Genomic DNA, 19,697 nt, shown 5'->3' on the forward strand with positions numbered 1-19,697 from the left:
CAACCCCACGGGTCGATCCATGCAATTGGATTTACTGCATATTGATAGAGGTTTATACCTCCGGACAGACCTATTGGGTCCTGTGTGATGAAGCGGCCCGATTCAGGATCATAGAATCGGAATGTATTGTAGTGTAGACCTGTCTCTGAGTCAGAGTACTGCCCCTGAAGCCGCAAGTTCTGCTCAACTTCATTGACCGTCAGTTGTTCAATCGCGCCCCAGGAGCGATAGGTTGCCTGCCAGACAATCTCGCCCTCGCTGTCGGTCAGCTCCAGCGGCGTACCAATCTGATCAGTATGGAAGTAGTAGACCTTCTGCTCTTCCCCTTCCGCCTGATCAACCCGCGCCAACGGCGCATAGCTTCCCGGCTCATACAGGTACAAGATGCTCTGCCCAGGCGTCTCCTCGCGCAGCATCCGCAGCCCTTGCCAGAGGAAGCGTTTCTGCTCAACCTCACCGTTGAGTTCTGCCTGCTTGCCAACCCGCCGCCCCAAGCTGTCGTACCGATACCGTCCGGTACTTTCCAGCTTGCCATTGACCAGCGTCTCAGCCCGCACCAACCGGTTTTCACAGTCATAGCTAAAGCGCTGCAACTTGCTATGTCCCGAGCGCTTCTCAATCAGGTTGCCCCACGGGTCGTAGCGGTATTCCTGATCCCGCCACCGACTGATGCGGTTGTCCTTGACCTTGTCGAACTGCCGGGCATTGAAGTCCAGGCGGTTGGCGGCTGGGTCGTAGCGGAACTCTTCACTGCCAATCAACGAGCCGGTATCACGACTGTGCAATTGGCCATTGGCTTCGTACTCGTATTTGATCTCGCCGCGTAGCTTGTCCAGCGTGCGCACCAGTTCGCCTGCCGGGTCGTATTGATAGCGGCGGTGAATCGGGTTGTAGGCATGCTCCACCAGTAGCGACGTGTTAATGCCGGTGTTGTGCACCTGGGACAGCTTGTCGGCAGGCAAGGTCGAGGCAAACTGCCACGCCTTGCGCCCCATCGCGTCGTAACCAAAGCAACTGGTGAGCTTGCCCTGGGTCCGGTACACCTCGCGGTGCAGGTCATCACGCTCCATGTCGCTGATCACCTGACCGTCCAGGTTCAGTTGGTGCAGGTGGCCGCTGCCGTAGTACAGGTGGTTGACCTTGCGGCCATCCGGCAGGGTCAGTGTGGTGAGGTTGCTGAGGGGGTCGTATTCATAGGTGAGCGTGCCATCCGGGGTGACCTCTTGCGTCAGACGCCCCAGCCGGTCGTAGGCGTACTCCAACTTTTCTTCGCTAACGCCGAGTTGCTTACCGAGCCCAGTCGGTTGCCGCTCGATGCTCAGCAAGCGGTCGCCATCGTCGTACTGGAAGGTTTGCTGCGTATCGCTGTTGATCTTGGTAATCAAGCGCCCAATGCGGTCGCGTTCGAACAGGGTATGGCGCTGCGGGCGTTCGGCGTTTTCGCCGTAGCCGATCTCGTCGAGCCGGGTCAGGTGGCCGCCGTCGTTGTAGCTGAAGCGCCGGGTCAGGTTATCGACCCGCACTTCTTCACTGAGCCGATCCGACAGGTCGTAAGCAAAGCTGTAGGTGGCGTTGTTCTCGTTGACCAACGCGGTCAGGCGCAGGGCCTTGTCGTATTCGTAACGCACCCGCTGGCCCTTGGCATCCTGCCGGCTGCTCGGCAGCCCGCGGGCGGTGCGCAGCAAGCGGGTGGTCTGGCCTTTGCCGTCGGTGTGGCTGAGCACCTGGCCGTAGACGTTCTAGGCGAAGGTTTCCGCGCTGCCGTCCGGGTAGTTGATGCGCAGTACTTCACCGTCGGGTTTGCGCTCCAGTGTGGTGGTCTGGTTCAGCGCATCGGTGACGGCGACCAGGTGCTGGCGTTCGTCGTAGCGGTAGTAGGTGCTCTTGCCTGAGCAGTCCTGATAGCGCTCGACTTGCGCCAGGGTGCTCCACCACAGGTATTTGGACTTGTAGGTCGCGTCGATGATGGTGTGCGGCAAGCCAACATCATCCGACAGCATCAAATCTCACTAAAAGCTTCTTACTTTCAACCTTACGTACAAAAGTCTCCGACACAATCGGGTCAATCCATATCACGCCTTCAACAAATAAAAAATCCAGACCACCAGTCTTTAACTCATCAATACAAAGCTTTTTTATACCTCGAACCTTGTAGTCATTATCCAGCTCACCCGCCTTAACCTTATTTAAAATCATGGTTTTCCCAGAGTACTCTGACTGCTCATAGTCAAAGCATGAGACCTTCTCGTCAACATGGATAAGAAAGTACTCCTCCTCAACAGGCTTTCCGCTAAAATATTTCACTTCAGCACGAATAAAACTCGCCTCAGAATTGACTTCATTAAAAACATTTTTCAATTCTCCAGATACGAAAAATGCGCCACATGTTGTCAAAAAGAAGTCAGAGCTCAGATTGCGAACCCTCTTATCCAAGATCACCTCTATGGACAAACCTGATATAGACAAAAGCCTCCCGACTTGATAGTAATCTTCAAGCACTGGAAAAATAATACCTCACCATCAGTGTACCCTCCATCTACCACCTCATGGCACATTGAGTAATAATTCATAACACCTCCTAAACACTCAAAACCTAAAATCCCCCACGGACTAACGCCACGTCATCTACCAACAAAAACCTACCCTATAAATGACAAGACTTGCTTAGCATACTCCCCTGCCTTCGGAACCCTAGACTCTTTTAGGTATTTCTCTAAGTACCTCCCCCCTTTTTTCGCAAGCAGAAACTCTATCGCATTAGCCAACAAAAAGCCTGGGGCATAACCTAAATTTTCGCTTTCAAACTCATCATCTTCTTCATCAGGTTCTTCACCCACAGGATATTCCTGCTCTTCTGAAGCCCCGTCTAAAGCCTTATACTTTCTAATTGAATAGTCTCTTATTTCATCTGATCCAGCCTCAAATACAGCTTTAAGCTCTTCAATCGACAACCCCGATCGATCAAAAGCCGCCGCATCAAAATCACAAAACAACTCCGAAAGCTCTTCACATATAGTAATACCCACATCTTTCTTTAGTTGGGAAACTATATTCTGATAAGCCTCTGAATTGACAACGCCACTTACAACATCTGAACTAGTACTCACCAAACATTTACTCCCTTAATAACTTTTATCAAATCGTACCCAACATGGCGATACAAATCTACGGCCTCATGCTCCCACGGAGTTAGCGAAAGTAAGTTTTCTTTATCATGTACCCCGGCCCCACCAACTCGCTGCGGGATGTCATTATGATGAAGCTCCAAAGTCATTTCCTTTTTGGTCACCGCGAAGGTTTTCCTGTTCCTTACTAGAACAGTCATTTTAGGAGCTTTACCTTCCGCCATCCGAGCAAGGTTGGCAGGAGAATATGCCTGAGTAGGGGCTTTAGCCTCAGCTTTCCAGTAGTTCTTACGCGCAGTCCCCCAGCACTCCCATCCCCAAGGATCAATCCAGCCCGTTGGGCTCGGTACGTATCGATAAAGGTTGAACCCTCCATCCAATCCAATCGGATCCTGCGTTACAAACCGCCCGACCTCCGGATCGTAGTACCTGAACGTGTTGTAGTGCAGCCCCGTCTCTGAGTCAGAGTACTGCCCCTGAAACCGCAAATTCTGCTCGACTTCATTGACCGTTAGTTGCTCAATCGCGCCCCACGACCGATACGTCGCCTGCCAGACAATTTCTCCATCGCTGTCCGTCAGCTCCAGCGGCGTACCAATCTGATCAGTATGGAAGTAGTAGACCTTCTGCTCTTCTCCCTCCACCTGATCAACCCGCGCCAGCGGCGCATAGCTTCCCGGCTCATACAGGTACAGGATGCTCTGCCCGGGCGTCTCCTCGCGCAGCATCCGCAGCCCTTGCCAGAAGAAGCGTTTCTGCTCAACCTCGCCGTTGAGTTCTGCCTGCTTGCCAACCCGCCGTCCTAGGCTGTCGTACCGATAACGCCCGGTACTTTCCAGCTTGCCATTGACCAGCGTCTCAGCCCGCACCAACCGGTTTTCACAATCGTAGCTAAAGCGCTGCAGCTTGCTGTGCCCCGAGCGCTTCTCAATCAGGTTGCCCCACGGGTCGTAGCGGTATTCCTGATCCCGCCACTGCTTGATGCGGTTGTCCTTGACCTTGTCGAACTGCCGAGCATTGAAGTCCAGGCGGTTGGCGGCAGGGTCGTAGCGGAATTCTTCACTGCCAATCAATGAGCCGGTATCGCGGCTGTGTAACTGGCCATTGGCTTCGTACTCGTATTTGATCTCGCCGCGTAGCTTGTCCAGCGTGCGTACCAATTCCCCCGCAGGATCGTACTGGTAGCGCCGGTGAATCGGGTTGTAGGCATGCTCCACCAGTAGCGACGTGTTAATGCCGGTGTTGTGCACCTGTGACAGCTTGTCGGCAGGCAACGTTGACGCAAACTGCCACGCCTTACGCCCCATGGCGTCGTAACCAAAGCAACTGGTGAGCTTGCCCTGGGTCCGGTACACCTCGCGGTGCAGGTCATCACGCTCCATGTCGCTGATCACCTGACCGTCCAGGTTCAGCTGGTGCAGGTGGCCGCTGCCGTAGTACAGGTGGTTGACCTTGCGACCATCCGGCAGGGTCAATGTGGTGAGGTTGCTGAGGGGGTCGTATTCATAGGTGAGCGTGCCATCCGGGGTGACCTCTTGCGTCAGACGCCCCAGCCGGTCGTAGGCGTACTCCAACTTTTCTTCGCTAACACCGAGTTGCTTACCGAGCCCGGTCGGTTGTCGCTCGATGCTCAGCAAGCGGTCGCCGTCGTCATACTGGAAGGCCTGCTGCGCATCGCTGTTGATCTTGGTAATCAAACGACCAATGCGGTCGCGTTCGAACAGGGTATGGCGCTGCGGGCGCTCGGCGTTTTCGCCGTAGCCGATCTCGTCGAGCCGGGTCAGGTGGCCGCCGTCGTTGTAGCTGAAGCGCCGGGTCAGGTTATCGACCCGCACTTCTTCACTGAGCCGATCCGACAGGTCGTAAGCAAAGCTGTAGGTGGCGTTGTTCTCGTTGACCAGCGCGGTCAGGCGCAGGGCCTTGTCGTATTCGTAGCGCACGCGCTGGCCTTTGGCATCCTGCCGGCTGCTCGGCAAGCCGCGGGCGGTGCGCAGCAAGCGGGTGCTCTGGCCCTTGCCGTCGGTGTGGCTGAGCACCTGGCCGTAGACGTTGTAGGTGAAGTGTTCTGCTGTGCCGTCCGGGTAGTTGATGCGCAGTACTTCGCCGTCGGGTTTGCGCTCCAGTGTGGTGGTTTGCTTCAGCGCGTCGGTAACGGCGACCAGGTGCTGGCGTTCGTCGTAGCGGTAGTAGGTACTTTTGCCTGAGCAGTCCTGATAGCGCTCGACTTGCGCCAGGGTGTTCCACCACAGGTATTTGGACTTGTAGGTCGCGTCGATGATGGTGTGCGGCAAGCCGTCGTCGCTGTTGAGGTATTCGGTCAGGTTCCCCAGGGCATCGGTTTCGGCGAGCAGGTTGCCCTTGTCGTCGTAGCGCGCCTGCCAGGTGCTGCCATCCGGGTAGGTGACTTTCGTCACCAGCCGGGTCAGGTGGTGGTATTCGTAGGTGGTCTTGCGACCGAGCGGGTCGCACTCTTCCAGCAGGCGGGCGAATTCGTCGTAGGTGAAGCTGAGCTGGTTGCCGTCCGGCAAGCTCAGGCCGACCATGTTGCCGTGTTCGTCCAGGTCGATGGCGTAGCGTTCGCCACCATAGTCCCGGCTGGCAATCACGCGGTGGTCGGCGTTGTACTGCACCTGCAGCTCGCGCCCGAGCACATCAGTGGCCCAACTGCTGCGGGCGTCGAGGTCGTAGCGAAAATGGAAGTGCTCACCATCGCTGGTCCAGTGCTCCACCACGCGTGGCGCACCGCCAAGGGTTTGCCAGCGGTAGTGGCAGCCCAGGCCCAGGGCGTTGCTGTGGCTCACCATCACGTCTTCGGCGTAGCTGAAGCGCCGCACCGAATCGCCGTTGCGGTTGATCACTTCACTCAGTTGGCCGTGTGCGTCGTAGCGGTACTGGGTGAGCGTTTCAACCGGCTGGTTGTTCACCACACGCTTGATATCGGTCAGACGGCCCAGCGGGTGATCGTAATGCAGGTGCACGCGGGTGCCGCCGGTGGCGCTGATGTCGGTGAGTGTGCCGTCGGGCGTGCGGGTGAAATGCAGGAAGTGGCCGAGGGCGTTTTCGATACGCTGCAGCGGGACGTTGCGGTTGTCGTCTGGCACTTCACCGAAGTAGAAGAACAGGTTGTCGAGGGTTTGCAACAGGTAGTGACCGCCCTCGCTGCACACCAGGTACACCTGCTCGTGCGGGTTGTAGATACGCTCGCCCGGTTGCAGGGTAACGAACGGGACTTCCCGGCCCTGGTTGTCGGTAAGGTAGATGAAGCTGCCTTGGCGGCGCAGGCTCTGTTCCCAGGGCAGCACCCAGCCGCGACCGAGCACGCTGTCGACGGTGAGGTCGCTGGCGTAGAAACGCGACCATTCAATCGGCATCAGGCCGGGCAGGCTGAAGTCGATTTCATCGGGAATCAATTTGCGCCCGGTGGTGAGATCGACCGGGTTGCCGATCAGCCCGCCAATCGCCTTGCGCGCCACCGGCTCCACCACGTAGCGGCTGGCCACCTCGCCAGCAACGAAGCCTGCGGTGAACTTCAAGGCGCAGGGCATAACCGCTTTCATGCCGGCCTGGGTGCCGGCCTTGAGCAATTGAGCAATCCCCCCGGCGGCACCGGCAATGGCCATCAGCACATCCACGGTGGTGCGCAGCCATTGCGGGATTTCGTCGTCGACTGGCAGGTAGCGGTAGGTGCCGCCGCCGATGATGACGTTGTCCGAACCGCCAGAAATCGTAGCGCCGCAGGTCAGCTTGTCGCCCTTGCGCGCCGCCGCCACGCTGTTGATGAAGACGTTGGTCGAGCCTTCGGCAATCTGCACCGGCCCTGGATGCTTGTCGCAGGCGCCGATGCTTTTCTCGACGCGCGCCGCTTTACGGCTATTGATGAACACATTGGGGGAGGCAGTGGTAATCGTCCCGGAGGGGGATGAAAACAGACTGCCTATCGCCTCCCCGGCGGCAGTCAGCAAGCTGCCTCCGATGCCCGCTGCGAGGCCGGCCAGCAAGGCCACGCCAAACCCGCAAGTGAACGTGGCGATGGCCACTGTAGCCACCAGCGCAATGCCCAGGGCAGCTCCGATCAGGAACCCGCCCAGCGCGCTGGTGTGCGATATGTCGTCGCCGAACCTGGCCGCTTCGAACATGAGGAATTACTCCTGTTCGCCGTGCTCGGCACTGGTGTTGGCAGGCGTGCGCGGGGTGAAGCTGGCGAGCAGGTTGTCCCAGTCCTGATTCTGCTGGGGGCTGAAGTCGGCTTGTGCGGTGGTGGAGAAAATCAGCGCACGCCCGGGGCTGATGATGAAGGCGGCCTGGCGCTGGTACAGCGGGCGACCCTGGTTCATGTAATAGGCGTCGATCTGCACGCCAGCGATTGGCGCAGTGGCCGAAAGCGAGACCGCCTTGTTGCCCATGCGTGTGTAGCCGCGCAACTTAGAGGTCAGCATTTTGACCTGGCGATCCACATAGGCCTGCAATGTTTCGTCAGGCAGCAAGACGTCACGCGAGACAGTGATGCTCAACGGTGCAGGAACACTGGCCCCCAAGACGAACATGTTGACCGTGCGATCCTCAAAACCTGCTGGCAGCGCAATGCCGCCTTCCTGCAACGCGTAATCCATACGATGAAAATTCCTGATAGCAAAAATAGTGGGGGGTCAGCGCAGCGCGAGGTTATCGAGCATGCGGTCGAATTCAGCCAGCCACTGGCTCAAGCCCGGCTTGGTCGGGTCAATCACGCAGGAGATGTCCAGCCATTGCGCGGCGTCGCTGCCTTCGACAGGCACCAGCGTCCCGACCAGGCGCCCGTGTCGGGGCTCATGACCGGCAGCGAAGTGAAAGTCCAGCGCCTTGGCCGGGCTGCCTGCCACATGGCAGTCGCGCTGACGAATCACGCGCAGCTGTGGGTTCACTTCACGCAAGGCTTGAATTGCAGCGTCGAACAGTTGCTCCAGCGTCTGCGTGGAGCGCACATCGCGGCGGCGGATGTTGAGGGTTACCGATTCCCCTTCGTGCTCGAGGGTGGTCTGGACGTCGCGAAACCGGAAACCCACCGGAAATAGCAGATTGAAACCGCCGAAGGTAAAACCGCTGGCGACGTTCTGCAGGGCAACTGGCAGCGGTTCTGGTTCGGGCAGAGGGGCTGGTACGCTGGCTGCTTGCGCCAGCTCGGCCAGGCGACTTGCTTGCTGCTCGGCTTCGCGCCGCGCAGAAATGCGGTCGTAGATAGAGGACCTGCTCATCGTCAGCAGCCTCAGTCGTTGATCCGCACGGCGGCGCCGGTGATCTGCGTGGTGTCGGTGCTGGTGGTGGTAATGACCTTGCCTTTGATCTCGATACCTTCCGGGGTCAGCGTAATGCTGCTAGCCCCCACCTGCAGGATGATGTGCTGTTTGGCGCTGACCTGAATGAACTGGTTGTCCACCTGCAAGGTGTACGAGCCTTCCTGAACATTGACCAGCGTGTCTTTCTTGATGATTTCCTGATGCGCACCACCGACCGTGATCGTCCGGTTATTGCCCACATCATGGGTCTCATCCAGTTCGATCTCGGTGTCCATGTTCCGCTCGGCGTGCATGATGATCTGCTCGGCGCCAGACTTGTCTTCGAAGCGGAAGAAGTTCGCGGTACCGCCATCGCCTTTCATCGAGCGGGTCAGAAAACCACTCTGCGTCTTGTTCGCCGGCAGCGACCACGGCGGCGTGTTGCTGCTGTTGTACAGGCTACCCATGATCAACGGACGGTCTGGGTTACCGTCGAGAAACACCACCACGACTTCATCGCCAACCCGTGGGATCTGGATGCTGCCGAAACCGCCGCTGGCGCCGGATTGGGCGACGCGCACCCAGCATGAGCTGTGGTCGTTGAATTCGCCGTTGCGGTCCCAGTGGAACTGGATCTTCACCCGGCCCAGTTCGTCGGTGTAGATCTCTTCGCCGGGTGGGCCGACGATGATGGCTGTTTGCGGGCCAGCGATGCTCGGCTTAGGCGTGCTCAGTTGTGGACGAAACGGAATTTTCTTGCGCACGCAGATGAAGGTGTTGAAGTAGCTGGCCTGCTGGCCGCTGAGGTAGTTGTTGTGGCCTTCACTTTCCACGCGCATCAGCAAGAATTGACGGTCTTCTACGGCGCCCTGATCGTGGGAGTAGTGTTGTAGCAACTCGAAGGTGTAGCCGGGCTTCATGGCGCGGCAGTTGCTCGCGCCTTCGAACTTCTTGCCGCGCAGTTCAAGGGCTTCAATGCGCAAGCGCAACAGGGTTTCGCCTTCGTCGTAGGTGCCGTGGGTGTACTGGCCGGGGAAGTCGTAGATTTCAAAGCTCTCGACATCACCCTGCTTGTTCACACTGTTCATCGCCACCGGCAGGCGGTTGTTGGGTTGGCGGTAATCGAAGGTTTGCGTGGCCATCTTGCCGGACTGCAGCTGGCGGTTACCGCTCCACTGGGTGATGGAGTCGGCGGTCTCGGTAACCGAAGCGCTGTGGAAACGGATTTGCGGTTGCTCGGGGATATCCACCAAGGTGCTGGAGTCATCGCAGATGATCATCGTGTGACCTTCGGCGGTGTGCTCGAAGTAGTAGAACATCCCCTCTTCCTCCAGCAGCCGCTGGACGAAGTTGAAGTCAGACTCGCGGTACTGGGTGATGTAGGTATAGCGCTTCTGCGGTCGGGTCAGGCGGAACTCGTGGCGGGAAAACGCCGGGCACAGGGCGAACACCTGGGTGACCACTTCCTCGACCGTATTGCCCTGGAATATCCGGGTGTCGAAGCGGTTCTTGAGCATCGAGAACCACGGGTTGAGGGTGGCAGTGTAGCGGGCCATACCGCCGTCGCTGCCGATGCTGGCGAAGCGCGTGAGGTAACCGGTGATATAGCGTGGGCCGCCAGCTGCCAGCTCAATTTCGATGCTGACGTGCTGGCCCATCATCGACTTCAACGGCACGCCGGAGTCTTCACACACCAGCAGCAATTCGTAGTTGAATGCCCGCGACAGGCCCTCTGCGCCCTTGAAGGTTTCCAGCAGCAGTTCCTGCTCGGGGTTGGCCAGGTTGTGAAACTTGAACAGGCGGCGGTTCTGCGGCGACAGCAGCGCGGTGGCCAGGTCCATGATCATTCTAAATCTCCTTGAAAACACGGCCAGCACGCTTGCGCGATGCTCAGCTACAACTCTGATCTTGCGGGCGCATCAGGCAGGCGCGCGTCATGCGTGTAGCCTGTGGAATCATGCGACTGCCCGCTGCGCGGAAAGTGCCATCACTCACCTTGATTTAATGCGACCTGGTTCACATTCCCGAATACCAGGCGAGCAGAAAGGCCCAAAGGAGACACTGGCAAAAGCTACCCTGTCAACTCGCTGCAGCCCACATGGCACACGGGATACAGCGAAATTCAGCAGTAGCATATAGCCACCACCGACACCCTTCACCGGTTGCCCTGGGCAGCCGTGTCCCTTGCCGAATCGCCCGTGGCAGAAGGACTTAGGGGCGTGCACAACGGCGCAACACAAGGGCTTGTGCATGCGCACCAATCACGTCGAATTGCTACCTGCCGCCCGAACGAAAAATCGAAGAAAAATGTTACATAACGTGGCCTGGTTCAACTTTCTCAGCATTTTTTCGCCCTGGCCTAAAGCTTCCAAGAACGCCAGCAGTTCTGGCGCTCGCGGCTATCACTTAGACCAGACAGGCCTAGCGATATTTAATTGCCATCATTGCTGTGCAGGGTCGGCATGAGAACAATGAGCACCCGTCTGGACCTTCTCGCAAGCGCTGAGGTCTGACGCGAAATGCAGCGCAGGACGCCGAAGCGCTGCCTACTGCCATGGACAGTGAAGCGAAAATGGACCTTTTAGCCAACACCCCCAGTTGGGGAGACATCGAGCGCAACCTCGAGCAGAAATTCAGCGCACTCAACCAGAGCGTCGATAGCGGCCTGAACAGTGCCCACGAGGCCTGGGATGGTTTCAGCCGACGGGTGAGCAACGGCGCCAATCAGACCTATGGCTACCTCGGTGGCGAGCGCATCGACAACGTGCGCCAGGCCATGGCCCTGTCCTACCCGATCATTCAATACAACCTCAAGCGCAAGTGGTCCTCGATTGGCATCGAGCAGATCCTGCCGGTGCTGTTGCAACTGGTCAAAGAGGTCTCCATGATTCTCGGCGGCAGTGTAGCGGTGGGCACCCTGGCCGGTGGTGCGGCCGGTGCGTTCGCCTTTGGTGTCGGCGCGGCCCCTGGAGCCGTGGCGGGCGCCGGTATTGGCCTGCAGGTGGGTAACCTGATCCTCATGGGGCTGGGGCTGTCGGCGATTGCCGAATACTTCTACCAAGGCCTGCCAGCATGCCTGTCGACCTTGCAGCAAGGGATGGCCACCGCCTGGTTTGCCGAGGATGGCCTCAAACCTGCCGGCCTTGACCCAAGCGGCGGCTCCGCAGCGCAGGCCGAGGAGCGTGTCGAGCGCGCGGCGCGTCAACTGGCCCGCGGACAGGAGCAATTAGTGCTGCTGTTGTTGACCGCCATCGTCACCTACCTGACGCGTGGGCAGATGAAGGCCGGGGTGATGAGCAGCATGGAAAGCATTGCCACACGCAGTGCCCGTTTGCAGGCCGAGATTTCCAACAAGCAGTTGGCGGCCTGGTTGGCGAAAAACGAGCAGAAGCTGCTGACGCAGGCGGAGCTGTTGGTGAAAGAACCCACACCGCTTAATCGGACCTATCCCGAATCTGCTCCTTCGTCGCAACACGCTCCAGCCCCCCAGAAGATCGACAACACACCTTTAAATGCCATTGAACGCCCGCTGCTCGGGAAAACGACTTTGCCAGGCAGGGTAATTGGTGAGTTTGACATGGTCAGCAATCCTGGTCCTCTGGCAGAAATCAGAGGAAATCCAGCCGCAAACTTTTCTGGGGGCCGCTATCGCGCCATCGAGCTTTATGAGGATACGGTGCTTCATCGCGGCGGAGACATTAATGGGAAGTCACTAGGGCAATGGTTTACAGAAGCTCCCCCTACATCCGTTGCTCAAGTTCGGATTGACACCGCTGTCAAACCTCAATGGATTGATGGATTGACTGGTGAATTGACGGGAAGCTCACCAATTAATACCGTGTATTCGGTTAAGATTCCTGCAGGTAGCATCGTTTACGAAGGCCCCGTAGGCAACCAAGGCGGCATTTATGTCGGAGGTCAGAATATCCATCAGATTTTCGTGCAAGAACCTTGGAAAATGCCAGGCGTTGAAACGCTGGGACAGCCAACTCCATTAAAGTAAAGTCAAAATGAATAACATTAAAGCGGCAGAACTCCTGAAAGAACTTAAAGAGATTTATCACCGAGAAGGCTGCTACAGCTTCGACGGAGGTATAAACTCTACAATCAAGGCACTTTCAAACAGCGTCACTCGGAACGACCCGCATTGGGAGCGTGCAGCCTCCCTATATAGAACTATGGCCGGATCCAAGTCGGGCTTCTCAGATGTTTACGTTGACGCTGGCACTTCGCAGGAACGGGTCGCAGCCAATATCAAGCTGGACAATATTCGGCAAGATCTATGGGAGGCTTTTGAGAGGGTTTGATTGATAGTGTCGATCTCGTCGCACAGCTGAGCAGGGCTTGCGCTCGCAATCCACTCTACGGGATTCTGTTCAATAAACTCGACTAAGCAAAAGCCGTTTTTGAAGGGCGGGAGCCAGACAAATACAAGCTCCAACTCAGCATAGGCACCATCGCATCGAAGGAGTTCGAAGAAAATGATCCCGATTGAAGGACGCCTACTACGTGGCCATTCAGTCTGCTCGCGGACTCAAGATCCAATTTCCCGATTGTTTGCCCACGCGACTCCCGCCTTTCAGCTTGCCAAAGTTTTAATAATGACCACACACCAACCCTATGAATTCCACGAGCGATCCCCACTTCTATTTCGCCTCGTGGCTTTTCTTACTTGTCTATTGACCGCTACCCTAGGCTTACTATCAGCCTACTGGCTCAAGAGCGACGTACTGCCGTTACTCGGCAATCTTTTTAGAAATGCACCCATCGTGATTACGCCATACTTGGGCTTTATGCTGATCGCCATGTGCACAGCTAGCCCAATACTTGTCATAACCTCGGCATACGCATGCTGGCACGCCAAAAAATTTGATCCGCCGGCCAACACTCGACTACACCGATTTCAATACAACTCATATAAATTGACACTATGGTCAATGATCTGCATAGCGCCGGTACTGGCGATACTAGTAACACTAGCCTTGTGGGCCAAGGGATACACACCCTGTCAAAAGTTACTAATTTCCGGTTCGGCCTGGAAAGTGTATTGGGTCAACGATTCGCGATATTGCTTCAAGCCTGACTCCTATACTAGCGACAATAAGCCCTGTAAGCGCATAGGGGATAAGAATGTATGTGTCCAGTTTGATGAGTGACAATAATTACCAAGCTGCTTGTTTCGAACAGTTTGATCGTGTCTTGCTCACGTACTGCAGGGTAGCCATCAGCATCGAAGTTTCGCAGCGCACTATAATGCGACCCACCTATCGCCTGCCCGAGCCCTGACGATGGCATCGTACTCCACACAGTTGCCCCCTGGCCTTTCGCCTCTCAAGCTCAGGCTGCTAGCCGTCGGCATGATCGCCACATTCCTGCTGGTAGGCGCCATCTCGGTTTATGCGTACATCCACTACCTGTTCCCGCTGTACGGCAGACTGCTGCGCGGCGCTCCCGTCGTGGAAACCCCGTACCTCGCGTTCGGTCTGCTCATGGCGCCGCCGGCACTGGCCATCCTGCTCGTTGGCAGTACGATTTGCGCCTGGACCGGAGAAAAGTTCGACCCTGCCCCTGGTTCACGGCTGCACCGTTTCCAGACACTGATGTTCGGGGTGTCGCTGAAGACGCTGATCTATGTAGTCCCTGCCGTGATGGTTTTAACGACCGTGGCATTGCTGGCCAGGGGATATTCGCCCTGCTCGAAACTGTTGATATCAGGTTCTGCCTGGCAGCTGTTCTGGGTCAATGATGAGCGGGTATGTTTCAAGCCAGACCATTACATCAACGACAACTGGCCATGCAAGGTGATCGATGGCAAGGACGTCTGCGTTCAGGTCGATGGCCGTTGACAGCGTCGGTGGTTGAGAAACGAATAGTCGCGCTTGTACGACCAATGCCAGGTAAGCCATGAAACCCACAACGCCCCTCGACTATGTGCAGAAGGCTATCGATCTCACTGAAGAGCGGAAAAGGGTTTGCCCTCGCAATCCACTTTACGGGATGCTGCTCAATCAATTGGACTTGGTAAAAGCCGTGTTCGAAGGGCGCGAGTCAGACAAATCCAAGCTCCACCAACTCAGCATGGGCGCCATCGCAGCAAAGGAGTTCGAGGACAATGATCCCGAACTTGCCCGCGTCTTGAAGGACGCCTACTACGTGGCCATTCAGTCTGCTCGCGGCCTCAAGATCCAGCCGCCCGATCGATTGCCAACGCACAGATCCGGCCGCCCTGTGAATACTGATCGCTTGAAGCTCAAATCGCTGGCACTGCGGGCCATCCTCGACAACCTCAAGCTGCACATCCCAGCCGCCAGGCGGTTGGGTGTCGAACTGGAACCGCTGCTGGAGTTGGCTGAGCAGCAGATGATCCTGACGCCCATGGAATGGCATGAAATACCGGGTCGCTGCCTGCTCACCGAAGAAGGGCTGCAGCAGTACGCCGAGCTTGAACACGCCTTTGCAGAGTTTCGTATCGAGTTGACGGGCGGCGAGTCCCCTGTCCTGCGTCGGCTGATGGCGAACATGGGTGGAAAGCCAACGGAGGGGTAACGGGGTATGGGTGGGAAATTTACGTTATGGGCTGGGGTACTGCCATGAACCAGGATGCACTTGAATATGCCGCTATCCATCTGCGCAACCTGCTAGAGCGGTACCAGCTCCAAGAGCCTGCTGCAGCGCTCTTACTACGTGAGCTGAATGGCTTGATTGATCGCGCTTTGAGACAGGAAATTACTGCGCCTATGGAGCCGCGGGATATCCCCGGCCATCGCTACTTTACTGAAACCCCATTAGGTTCATATCGTGACCTCGAGGAGCTATACGCTTCATTTTATGTGGAGCTCATCGACGGCCGAAGTTCAAGAGCCTTTCAGATGCTACAAGCCAAAATGAATAGGCCCTGATCACTCAACGAGTGAGAGGCGTCACCTGCGTCTATCCTCGTAACGCCATGAAATTGAACTCGTCTATAGGCAAGAGGCAATTGCATGAACACTGATCGCTTGAAGCTCAAATCGCTGGCACTGCGGGCCATCCTCGACAACCTCAAGCTGCACATCCCAGCCGCCAGGCAGTTGGGTGTCGAATTGGAACCGCTGCTGGACTTGGCGGAGCAGCAAATGATCCTGACGCCCATGGAATGGCATGACATTCCGGGTCGCTACCTGTTCACCGAAGAAGGGCTGCAGCAACACGCCGAGCTTGAACACGCTTTTGCGGAGTTTCGTATCGAGTTGACGGGCGGCGAGTCTCCTACCCTGCGTCGATTGAAGGCAAGCATGGGTGAAAGGCCAACGGAGTGGTAACGGGCTGCCGGTGGGAAATTTACGTTGCGGGCTGGGGTACTGCCATGAACCTGAATGGACTTGAACACGCCACTAGGCTCTGTACAAAACTCAGGACACTCTCGATGACAACCCACCCCAGGACATTCAGCGACACCTTCACCAGCCTTGAATTCCGCTTCTCCCTGGGCAGCGAGACAAGCACCAACTGCCGTTATCTTTCCATCCCCGTCAGCAACGGCATGGTCGATTACGAGGAGCACTATGCCATCGAGGATGCACATTTCCATGCCTGGATGCGTGAGCCTTGTGCGGCGCTGCCAATGGTTATCCGCTGCCGTCGCCGGCAGATGGATCATGCGTTGTTGATGCCGCCAGGTGCCAACCGAGGGACTTCGGGTGAGCGCGGTTTCAGCGTGGTGGAAATCGCGACGATCATGGGGCGGATTGCCCAATTGCTGCGTGATGGGCATTGCCCCAGTTGGGCCAGTGGCATCGAGGATCAACGCGCACGGTTGTCGCACGAGAGTGATGAAGTGCGCAGGAGCATCTTGGGGATGTATGGCGGCATGGGGTCGATCTGCGATCTGGTGCTGTATCGCGACGGCGTGCTGTTGCGACAAGCCACCGATGAGCTGCATGAGCTATTGGGATGGCTGCATGAATGGGGCGCGAGGCTCGTTTAGCCAGCGGTATACCTGTAGGAGCGGGCTTGCCCCGCGATTGCGGTCTGTCAGTCATAGCGTATCGCGGGGCAAGCCCGCTCCTACAGAGGCTTCGGCGCGACGTATTTCGTCGCAATGCCATCACTGATTCTCCATTTGTCAAGCCCCGCCCGAGGCCTGCAATGCGACAAAAAATGAGACTCACCTCACATTTTCTTAAATAATTTCTCAGCTATTTTCTCGGCTGTTTTTCCCGCCTAAGACCCACGCCTTACAGGGCCTGCCCCAGATTTTTCGCACCCTCCGCAGACATGAGATGTCAATGAGACACCATTGCGCCCGTTCATAAAACAGGGAAAAAATCGCCGCCCTCGCTGGAACTAATTCCAGGACGAGCTGCCCTATTCGGCATTACTGGCAACACGATATTCATGTGCCAGTACCGTGCCTCAGGCTTGCGCCCGCGGCGTTTCAGGACGAACACCACGCTTCATGGATGATGTACCAATGACACAGACGTTTGACGTCGAAGCACTGATCAAACTGCGTACCCAGACGCGGGCAATCTCCGATGCGCTCAAGGCGCAGGCGGCAGATTATCTCGCCACGCTGGCACCGCTGATCCGTCCTCAAACGCTGTTCGGCGAATACCTGCAGGGCGCGCAACGCAGTAGCGGGCGCGAAACCCAGGGCCATTTTCAGTCGCTCATCGAACTCTACGAACGCATCGGCTCGGCCGCACCGTTCCAGCTGGTCAGCGCGCTGGACGTACCGCTCAACCTGATCAGCACCACCCCCGAATTGTTCCCGCTGGAATACGACAAGGTCCTCGAGCAGAGCGGCCAGGTCATCCGCATTACCAGCCCGACGCGCTGGGTGGTGGGCTTTCACGCCTTCGACCTGGCGCAGTTTCGCAACGTCATCAAAGACCCCAACCGCAGCAGCGCCGAGCTGTACCGCTTCGTGGTGCACTACCTGGTGCTGTTCTACTGCCTGAGCAAGTCGCCAGGCCTGGGCCGACTGTTCGAAGGCCTGCGCTACGGGCTGAGCTTCGAGCGCCTCAAAGGCTTTGGCGACCTGCCCTTCTGTGTCATCAGCTCGCCGGTGCGCTCGCAACTTCCTGACGACGCCGTTATCCGCAGCAGCACGCAGATTGCCGGTAACACCAGCTTCGAAGAACTGGTGGGGCGCGACAACATCATGGAAATGAATGACGACATCCGTCAGCGCCTGCTGCTGACGATCGAAGGACTGTAACGCGCAGCGCCCAGCAATGGGCCACGCAATGATTCGCAGCGAATTGCTCGCACTGGAGAACACGATGGCGAAGAAGGAAAGCACCCAGCACAAACTCGACCGCGTTCGCGCACCTCGGGTCCATATCACCTACGACGTGGACATCGGCGATGCCATCGAGAAAAAGGAACTGCCCTTTGTCGTCGGCGTGCTGGGCGACTTCTCCGGCAACCCGCTGGAACCCCTGCCCAAGCTCAAAGACCGCAAGTTCGTGTTCATCGACCGCGACAACTTCAACGGTGTGCTCAAGGGCATCAAGCCCCGCCTGACCTACCGCGTCGACAACACCCTGGCCAAGAACGGCACCCAGTTGGGCGTTGAACTGAACTTCAACAGCCTCGAAGACTTCGAGCCTCAGAACGTGGTCAAGCAGGTTGAGCCGCTGCGCAAGCTGCTGGAGGTGCGCAACAAGCTGGCTGACCTGCGCAACAAGATGGGCGGCAACGACAAGCTCGAAGAGCTGCTGATGGACGTGCTGCAGAACACCGAAAAGCTCAAGACCTTGGGCAAGGAATTCGGCCGTGAAGCCGAAGTGAACCCGTCCAGCGACGATCGCGCCTGAGCAGGAGCCTGAACATGACCGACAAACAAACCGCACCGCAAGAGGCCGGTGATCTGGTCGAAGTGGAAAACTTCGCCCCGCAACCCTCGCTGCTCGACAGCATCATTTCGCAAAGCCGCGTGGCCCGTTCCGAGACTGAACGCAGCCGCACCCGTGACCTGATTGGTGAGCTGGTGAGCCAGGTACTCGAGGGTGAAATGACCCCGAGCAAAGACCTGATCGCCGTGCTCGACGCACGCATCGCCGAGATCGATTCGATGCTCTCCGAGCAGATGAACGAGATCATGCACGCCCGTGAGTTCCAGCAGCTGGAAGCGTCCTGGCGCGGCCTGAAGTATCAGGTCGACCAGACCGAAACTAGCACCACGCTGAAAATCCACCTGCTCAATGCCTCGAAGAAAGACCTGGTACGTGACCTCAAGGCCGCCAGCGAATTCGACCAGAGCGCGCTGTTCAAGAAGGTCTACGAGGAAGAGTACGGCACCTTCGGTGGCGCACCGTTCGGCATGCTGATCGGTGACTACGAGTTCAAGCGCAGCCCCGAAGACATGTACCTGCTCGAAGAGATCTCGCATGTTGCCGCCGCGGCCCACGCGCCGTTCATTTCGGCTGCTTCGCCCGAGCTGTTCGGCTGGGACTCGTTCACCGAAATGTCTGGCCCCCGCGACCTGGCGAAGATCTTCGACACCGTCGAATACGCCAAGTGGAAGTCGTTCCGCGCCTCGGAAGACTCGCGCTACGTTGGCCTGACCTTGCCGCACGTACTCGGCCGCCTGCCCTATGGCCCGGATACCACCCCGGTGGAAGAATTCAACTTCGTTGAAAGCGTCGACGGCCGCGACCACGGTAAGTACCTGTGGATGAACGCCGCCTACGCCCTCGGCACCCGCGTTACCGATGCCTTCGCCCGCTACGGCTGGTGCGTGGCGATTCGCGGTGTCGAAGGCGGTGGTCTGGTCGAGGGCCTGCCTACCCACACCTTCAAGACCGACGACGGCGAAATCGCCCTCAAGTGCCCGACCGAAATCGCAATCACCGACCGCCGTGAAAAAGAGTTGTCGGACCTTGGCTTCATTCCGCTGGTGCACTGCAAGGGCACCGACTACGCCGCGTTCTTCGGCACCCAGTCGGCGCAAAAACAGAAGCAGTACAACACCGACATCGCCAACGCCAACGCACGCCTGTCGGCGCAACTGCAGTACATCTTCGCCACCTCGCGCATCGCCCACTACATGAAGGCGATCATGCGCGACAAGATCGGCAGCTTTGCGTCGCGCATGGATGTGGAGCGTTTCCTCAACCAGTGGCTGGCCAGCTATGTGCTGCTCGACGACACCGCCAGCCAGGAAGCCAAAGCCAAGTTCCCGCTGCGTGAAGCACGTGCCGAGGTGTTCGAGGTACCGGGCAAGCCAGGCGTGTACAAGGCCGTGACGTACCTGCGCCCGCACTACCAGCTCGACGAACTGACCGCCTCGCTGCGCCTGGTCGCCGAACTGCCGCAAGGCGCCCGCGGCTGA

Annotated in this window: 16 protein-coding genes and 3 pseudogenes; 11 read left to right on the forward strand and 8 right to left on the reverse strand. The window is 57.5% G+C overall.

Annotation, left to right across the window (positions count from 1 at the left end; translation table 11 throughout):
* Positions 1-2: 2 nt before the first annotated feature.
* From ACP6KB_RS20630 to ACP6KB_RS20665, 8 genes and pseudogenes are all read right to left on the reverse strand, one after another.
* Positions 3-1,724 (reverse strand): annotated as a pseudogene (locus tag ACP6KB_RS20630) (RHS repeat-associated core domain-containing protein); the annotation flags it as partial.
* Positions 1,725-1,739: 15 nt separating this feature from the next.
* Positions 1,740-2,000, reverse strand: coding sequence for a hypothetical protein (locus ACP6KB_RS20635; protein ID WP_442109126.1), 261 nt, complete (start codon positions 1,998-2,000; stop codon positions 1,740-1,742).
* A complete protein-coding gene (locus ACP6KB_RS20640; protein ID WP_442109127.1) occupies positions 1,987-2,499 on the reverse strand; it encodes an imm11 family protein in 513 nt (170 codons plus the stop codon). Before ACP6KB_RS20640 ends, ACP6KB_RS20635 begins: the two co-directional genes overlap by 14 nt.
* A 140-nt stretch (positions 2,500-2,639) precedes the next feature.
* Positions 2,640-3,107 carry a hypothetical protein gene (locus tag ACP6KB_RS20645; protein ID WP_442109128.1) on the reverse strand — a complete coding sequence of 156 codons (468 nt, stop codon included), beginning with the start codon at positions 3,105-3,107 and terminating at the stop codon, positions 2,640-2,642.
* Positions 3,104-7,261, reverse strand: a complete 4,158-nt coding sequence (locus ACP6KB_RS20650; RefSeq protein ID WP_442109129.1) for an RHS repeat-associated core domain-containing protein — start codon at positions 7,259-7,261, stop codon at positions 3,104-3,106. Before ACP6KB_RS20650 ends, ACP6KB_RS20645 begins: the two co-directional genes overlap by 4 nt.
* A 6-nt stretch (positions 7,262-7,267) precedes the next feature.
* Positions 7,268-7,735, reverse strand: coding sequence for a DcrB-related protein (locus ACP6KB_RS20655; protein ID WP_442109130.1), 468 nt, complete (start codon positions 7,733-7,735; stop codon positions 7,268-7,270).
* 36 nt (positions 7,736-7,771) lie between these two features.
* Positions 7,772-8,356: a DcrB-related protein gene (locus ACP6KB_RS20660; protein ID WP_442109131.1), complete on the reverse strand. Its 585-nt coding sequence runs from the start codon at positions 8,354-8,356 to the stop codon at positions 7,772-7,774.
* Positions 8,357-8,367: 11 nt separating this feature from the next.
* Entirely contained in the window at positions 8,368-10,224 is a 1,857-nt protein-coding gene (locus ACP6KB_RS20665) for a type VI secretion system Vgr family protein (RefSeq protein ID WP_442109132.1), read from the reverse strand.
* Between the two features lie 725 nt (positions 10,225-10,949).
* Between ACP6KB_RS20665 and ACP6KB_RS20670 the strand changes: the two genes are divergently transcribed.
* From ACP6KB_RS20670 to tssC, 11 genes and pseudogenes are all read left to right on the forward strand, one after another.
* Positions 10,950-12,380, forward strand: a complete 1,431-nt coding sequence (locus ACP6KB_RS20670; RefSeq protein ID WP_442109133.1) for a DUF6861 domain-containing protein — start codon at positions 10,950-10,952, stop codon at positions 12,378-12,380.
* Positions 12,381-12,387: 7 nt separating this feature from the next.
* Complete coding sequence (locus ACP6KB_RS20675) at positions 12,388-12,684, forward strand: hypothetical protein (protein WP_442109134.1); 297 nt, start codon at positions 12,388-12,390, stop codon at positions 12,682-12,684.
* A gap of 134 nt (positions 12,685-12,818) precedes the next feature.
* Positions 12,819-12,872 (forward strand): annotated as a pseudogene (locus ACP6KB_RS20680) (hypothetical protein); the annotation flags it as partial.
* A gap of 862 nt (positions 12,873-13,734) precedes the next feature.
* Positions 13,735-14,223 carry a hypothetical protein gene (locus tag ACP6KB_RS20685; protein WP_442109135.1) on the forward strand — a complete coding sequence of 163 codons (489 nt, stop codon included), beginning with the start codon at positions 13,735-13,737 and terminating at the stop codon, positions 14,221-14,223.
* 58 nt (positions 14,224-14,281) lie between these two features.
* Positions 14,282-14,575 (forward strand): annotated as a pseudogene (locus ACP6KB_RS20690) (immunity protein Tsi6 family protein); the annotation flags it as partial.
* A 392-nt stretch (positions 14,576-14,967) separates the two neighbouring features.
* Positions 14,968-15,276: a hypothetical protein gene (locus ACP6KB_RS20695; RefSeq protein ID WP_442109136.1), complete on the forward strand. Its 309-nt coding sequence runs from the start codon at positions 14,968-14,970 to the stop codon at positions 15,274-15,276.
* 84 nt (positions 15,277-15,360) lie between these two features.
* Positions 15,361-15,678: a hypothetical protein gene (locus ACP6KB_RS20700; protein ID WP_442109137.1), complete on the forward strand. Its 318-nt coding sequence runs from the start codon at positions 15,361-15,363 to the stop codon at positions 15,676-15,678.
* Between the two features lie 104 nt (positions 15,679-15,782).
* Complete coding sequence (locus ACP6KB_RS20705; protein ID WP_442109138.1) at positions 15,783-16,343, forward strand: DUF6966 domain-containing protein; 561 nt, start codon at positions 15,783-15,785, stop codon at positions 16,341-16,343.
* Positions 16,344-16,829: 486 nt separating this feature from the next.
* Complete coding sequence (locus ACP6KB_RS20710; RefSeq protein ID WP_442109139.1) at positions 16,830-17,579, forward strand: hypothetical protein; 750 nt, start codon at positions 16,830-16,832, stop codon at positions 17,577-17,579.
* A gap of 64 nt (positions 17,580-17,643) precedes the next feature.
* Positions 17,644-18,180: a type VI secretion system contractile sheath small subunit gene (gene tssB, locus ACP6KB_RS20715; protein ID WP_442109140.1), complete on the forward strand. Its 537-nt coding sequence runs from the start codon at positions 17,644-17,646 to the stop codon at positions 18,178-18,180.
* Between the two features lie 14 nt (positions 18,181-18,194).
* Positions 18,195-19,697, forward strand: a complete 1,503-nt coding sequence (gene tssC / locus ACP6KB_RS20720) for a type VI secretion system contractile sheath large subunit (protein WP_442109141.1) — start codon at positions 18,195-18,197, stop codon at positions 19,695-19,697.

It is taken from the genome of Pseudomonas sp. NUPR-001 (genome assembly GCF_052147955.1).
Classification (GTDB): domain Bacteria; phylum Pseudomonadota; class Gammaproteobacteria; order Pseudomonadales; family Pseudomonadaceae; genus Aquipseudomonas.

What these genes read in the sequence shown, in the direction of transcription:
- ACP6KB_RS20700 (WP_442109137.1), top strand. Translation starts at nt 15,361, where the DNA reads ATGAACACTGATCGCTTGAAGCTCAAATCGCTGGCACTGCGGGCCATC.
- tssB (WP_442109140.1), top strand. Translation starts at nt 17,644, where the DNA reads ATGGCGAAGAAGGAAAGCACCCAGCACAAACTCGACCGCGTTCGCGCA.
- ACP6KB_RS20660 (WP_442109131.1), bottom strand. Translation starts at nt 8,356, where the DNA reads ATGAGCAGGTCCTCTATCTACGACCGCATTTCTGCGCGGCGCGAAGCC.
- ACP6KB_RS20705 (WP_442109138.1), top strand. Translation starts at nt 15,783, where the DNA reads ATGACAACCCACCCCAGGACATTCAGCGACACCTTCACCAGCCTTGAA.
- ACP6KB_RS20685 (WP_442109135.1), top strand. Translation starts at nt 13,735, where the DNA reads ATGATCGCCACATTCCTGCTGGTAGGCGCCATCTCGGTTTATGCGTAC.
- ACP6KB_RS20675 (WP_442109134.1), top strand. Translation starts at nt 12,388, where the DNA reads ATGAATAACATTAAAGCGGCAGAACTCCTGAAAGAACTTAAAGAGATT.
- ACP6KB_RS20665 (WP_442109132.1), bottom strand. Translation starts at nt 10,224, where the DNA reads ATGATCATGGACCTGGCCACCGCGCTGCTGTCGCCGCAGAACCGCCGC.
- ACP6KB_RS20670 (WP_442109133.1), top strand. Translation starts at nt 10,950, where the DNA reads ATGGACCTTTTAGCCAACACCCCCAGTTGGGGAGACATCGAGCGCAAC.
- ACP6KB_RS20710 (WP_442109139.1), top strand. Translation starts at nt 16,830, where the DNA reads ATGACACAGACGTTTGACGTCGAAGCACTGATCAAACTGCGTACCCAG.
- ACP6KB_RS20655 (WP_442109130.1), bottom strand. Translation starts at nt 7,735, where the DNA reads ATGGATTACGCGTTGCAGGAAGGCGGCATTGCGCTGCCAGCAGGTTTT.
- ACP6KB_RS20650 (WP_442109129.1), bottom strand. Translation starts at nt 7,261, where the DNA reads ATGTTCGAAGCGGCCAGGTTCGGCGACGACATATCGCACACCAGCGCG.
- ACP6KB_RS20695 (WP_442109136.1), top strand. Translation starts at nt 14,968, where the DNA reads ATGAACCAGGATGCACTTGAATATGCCGCTATCCATCTGCGCAACCTG.
- tssC (WP_442109141.1), top strand. Translation starts at nt 18,195, where the DNA reads ATGACCGACAAACAAACCGCACCGCAAGAGGCCGGTGATCTGGTCGAA.
- ACP6KB_RS20635 (WP_442109126.1), bottom strand. Translation starts at nt 2,000, where the DNA reads ATGCTGTCGGATGATGTTGGCTTGCCGCACACCATCATCGACGCGACC.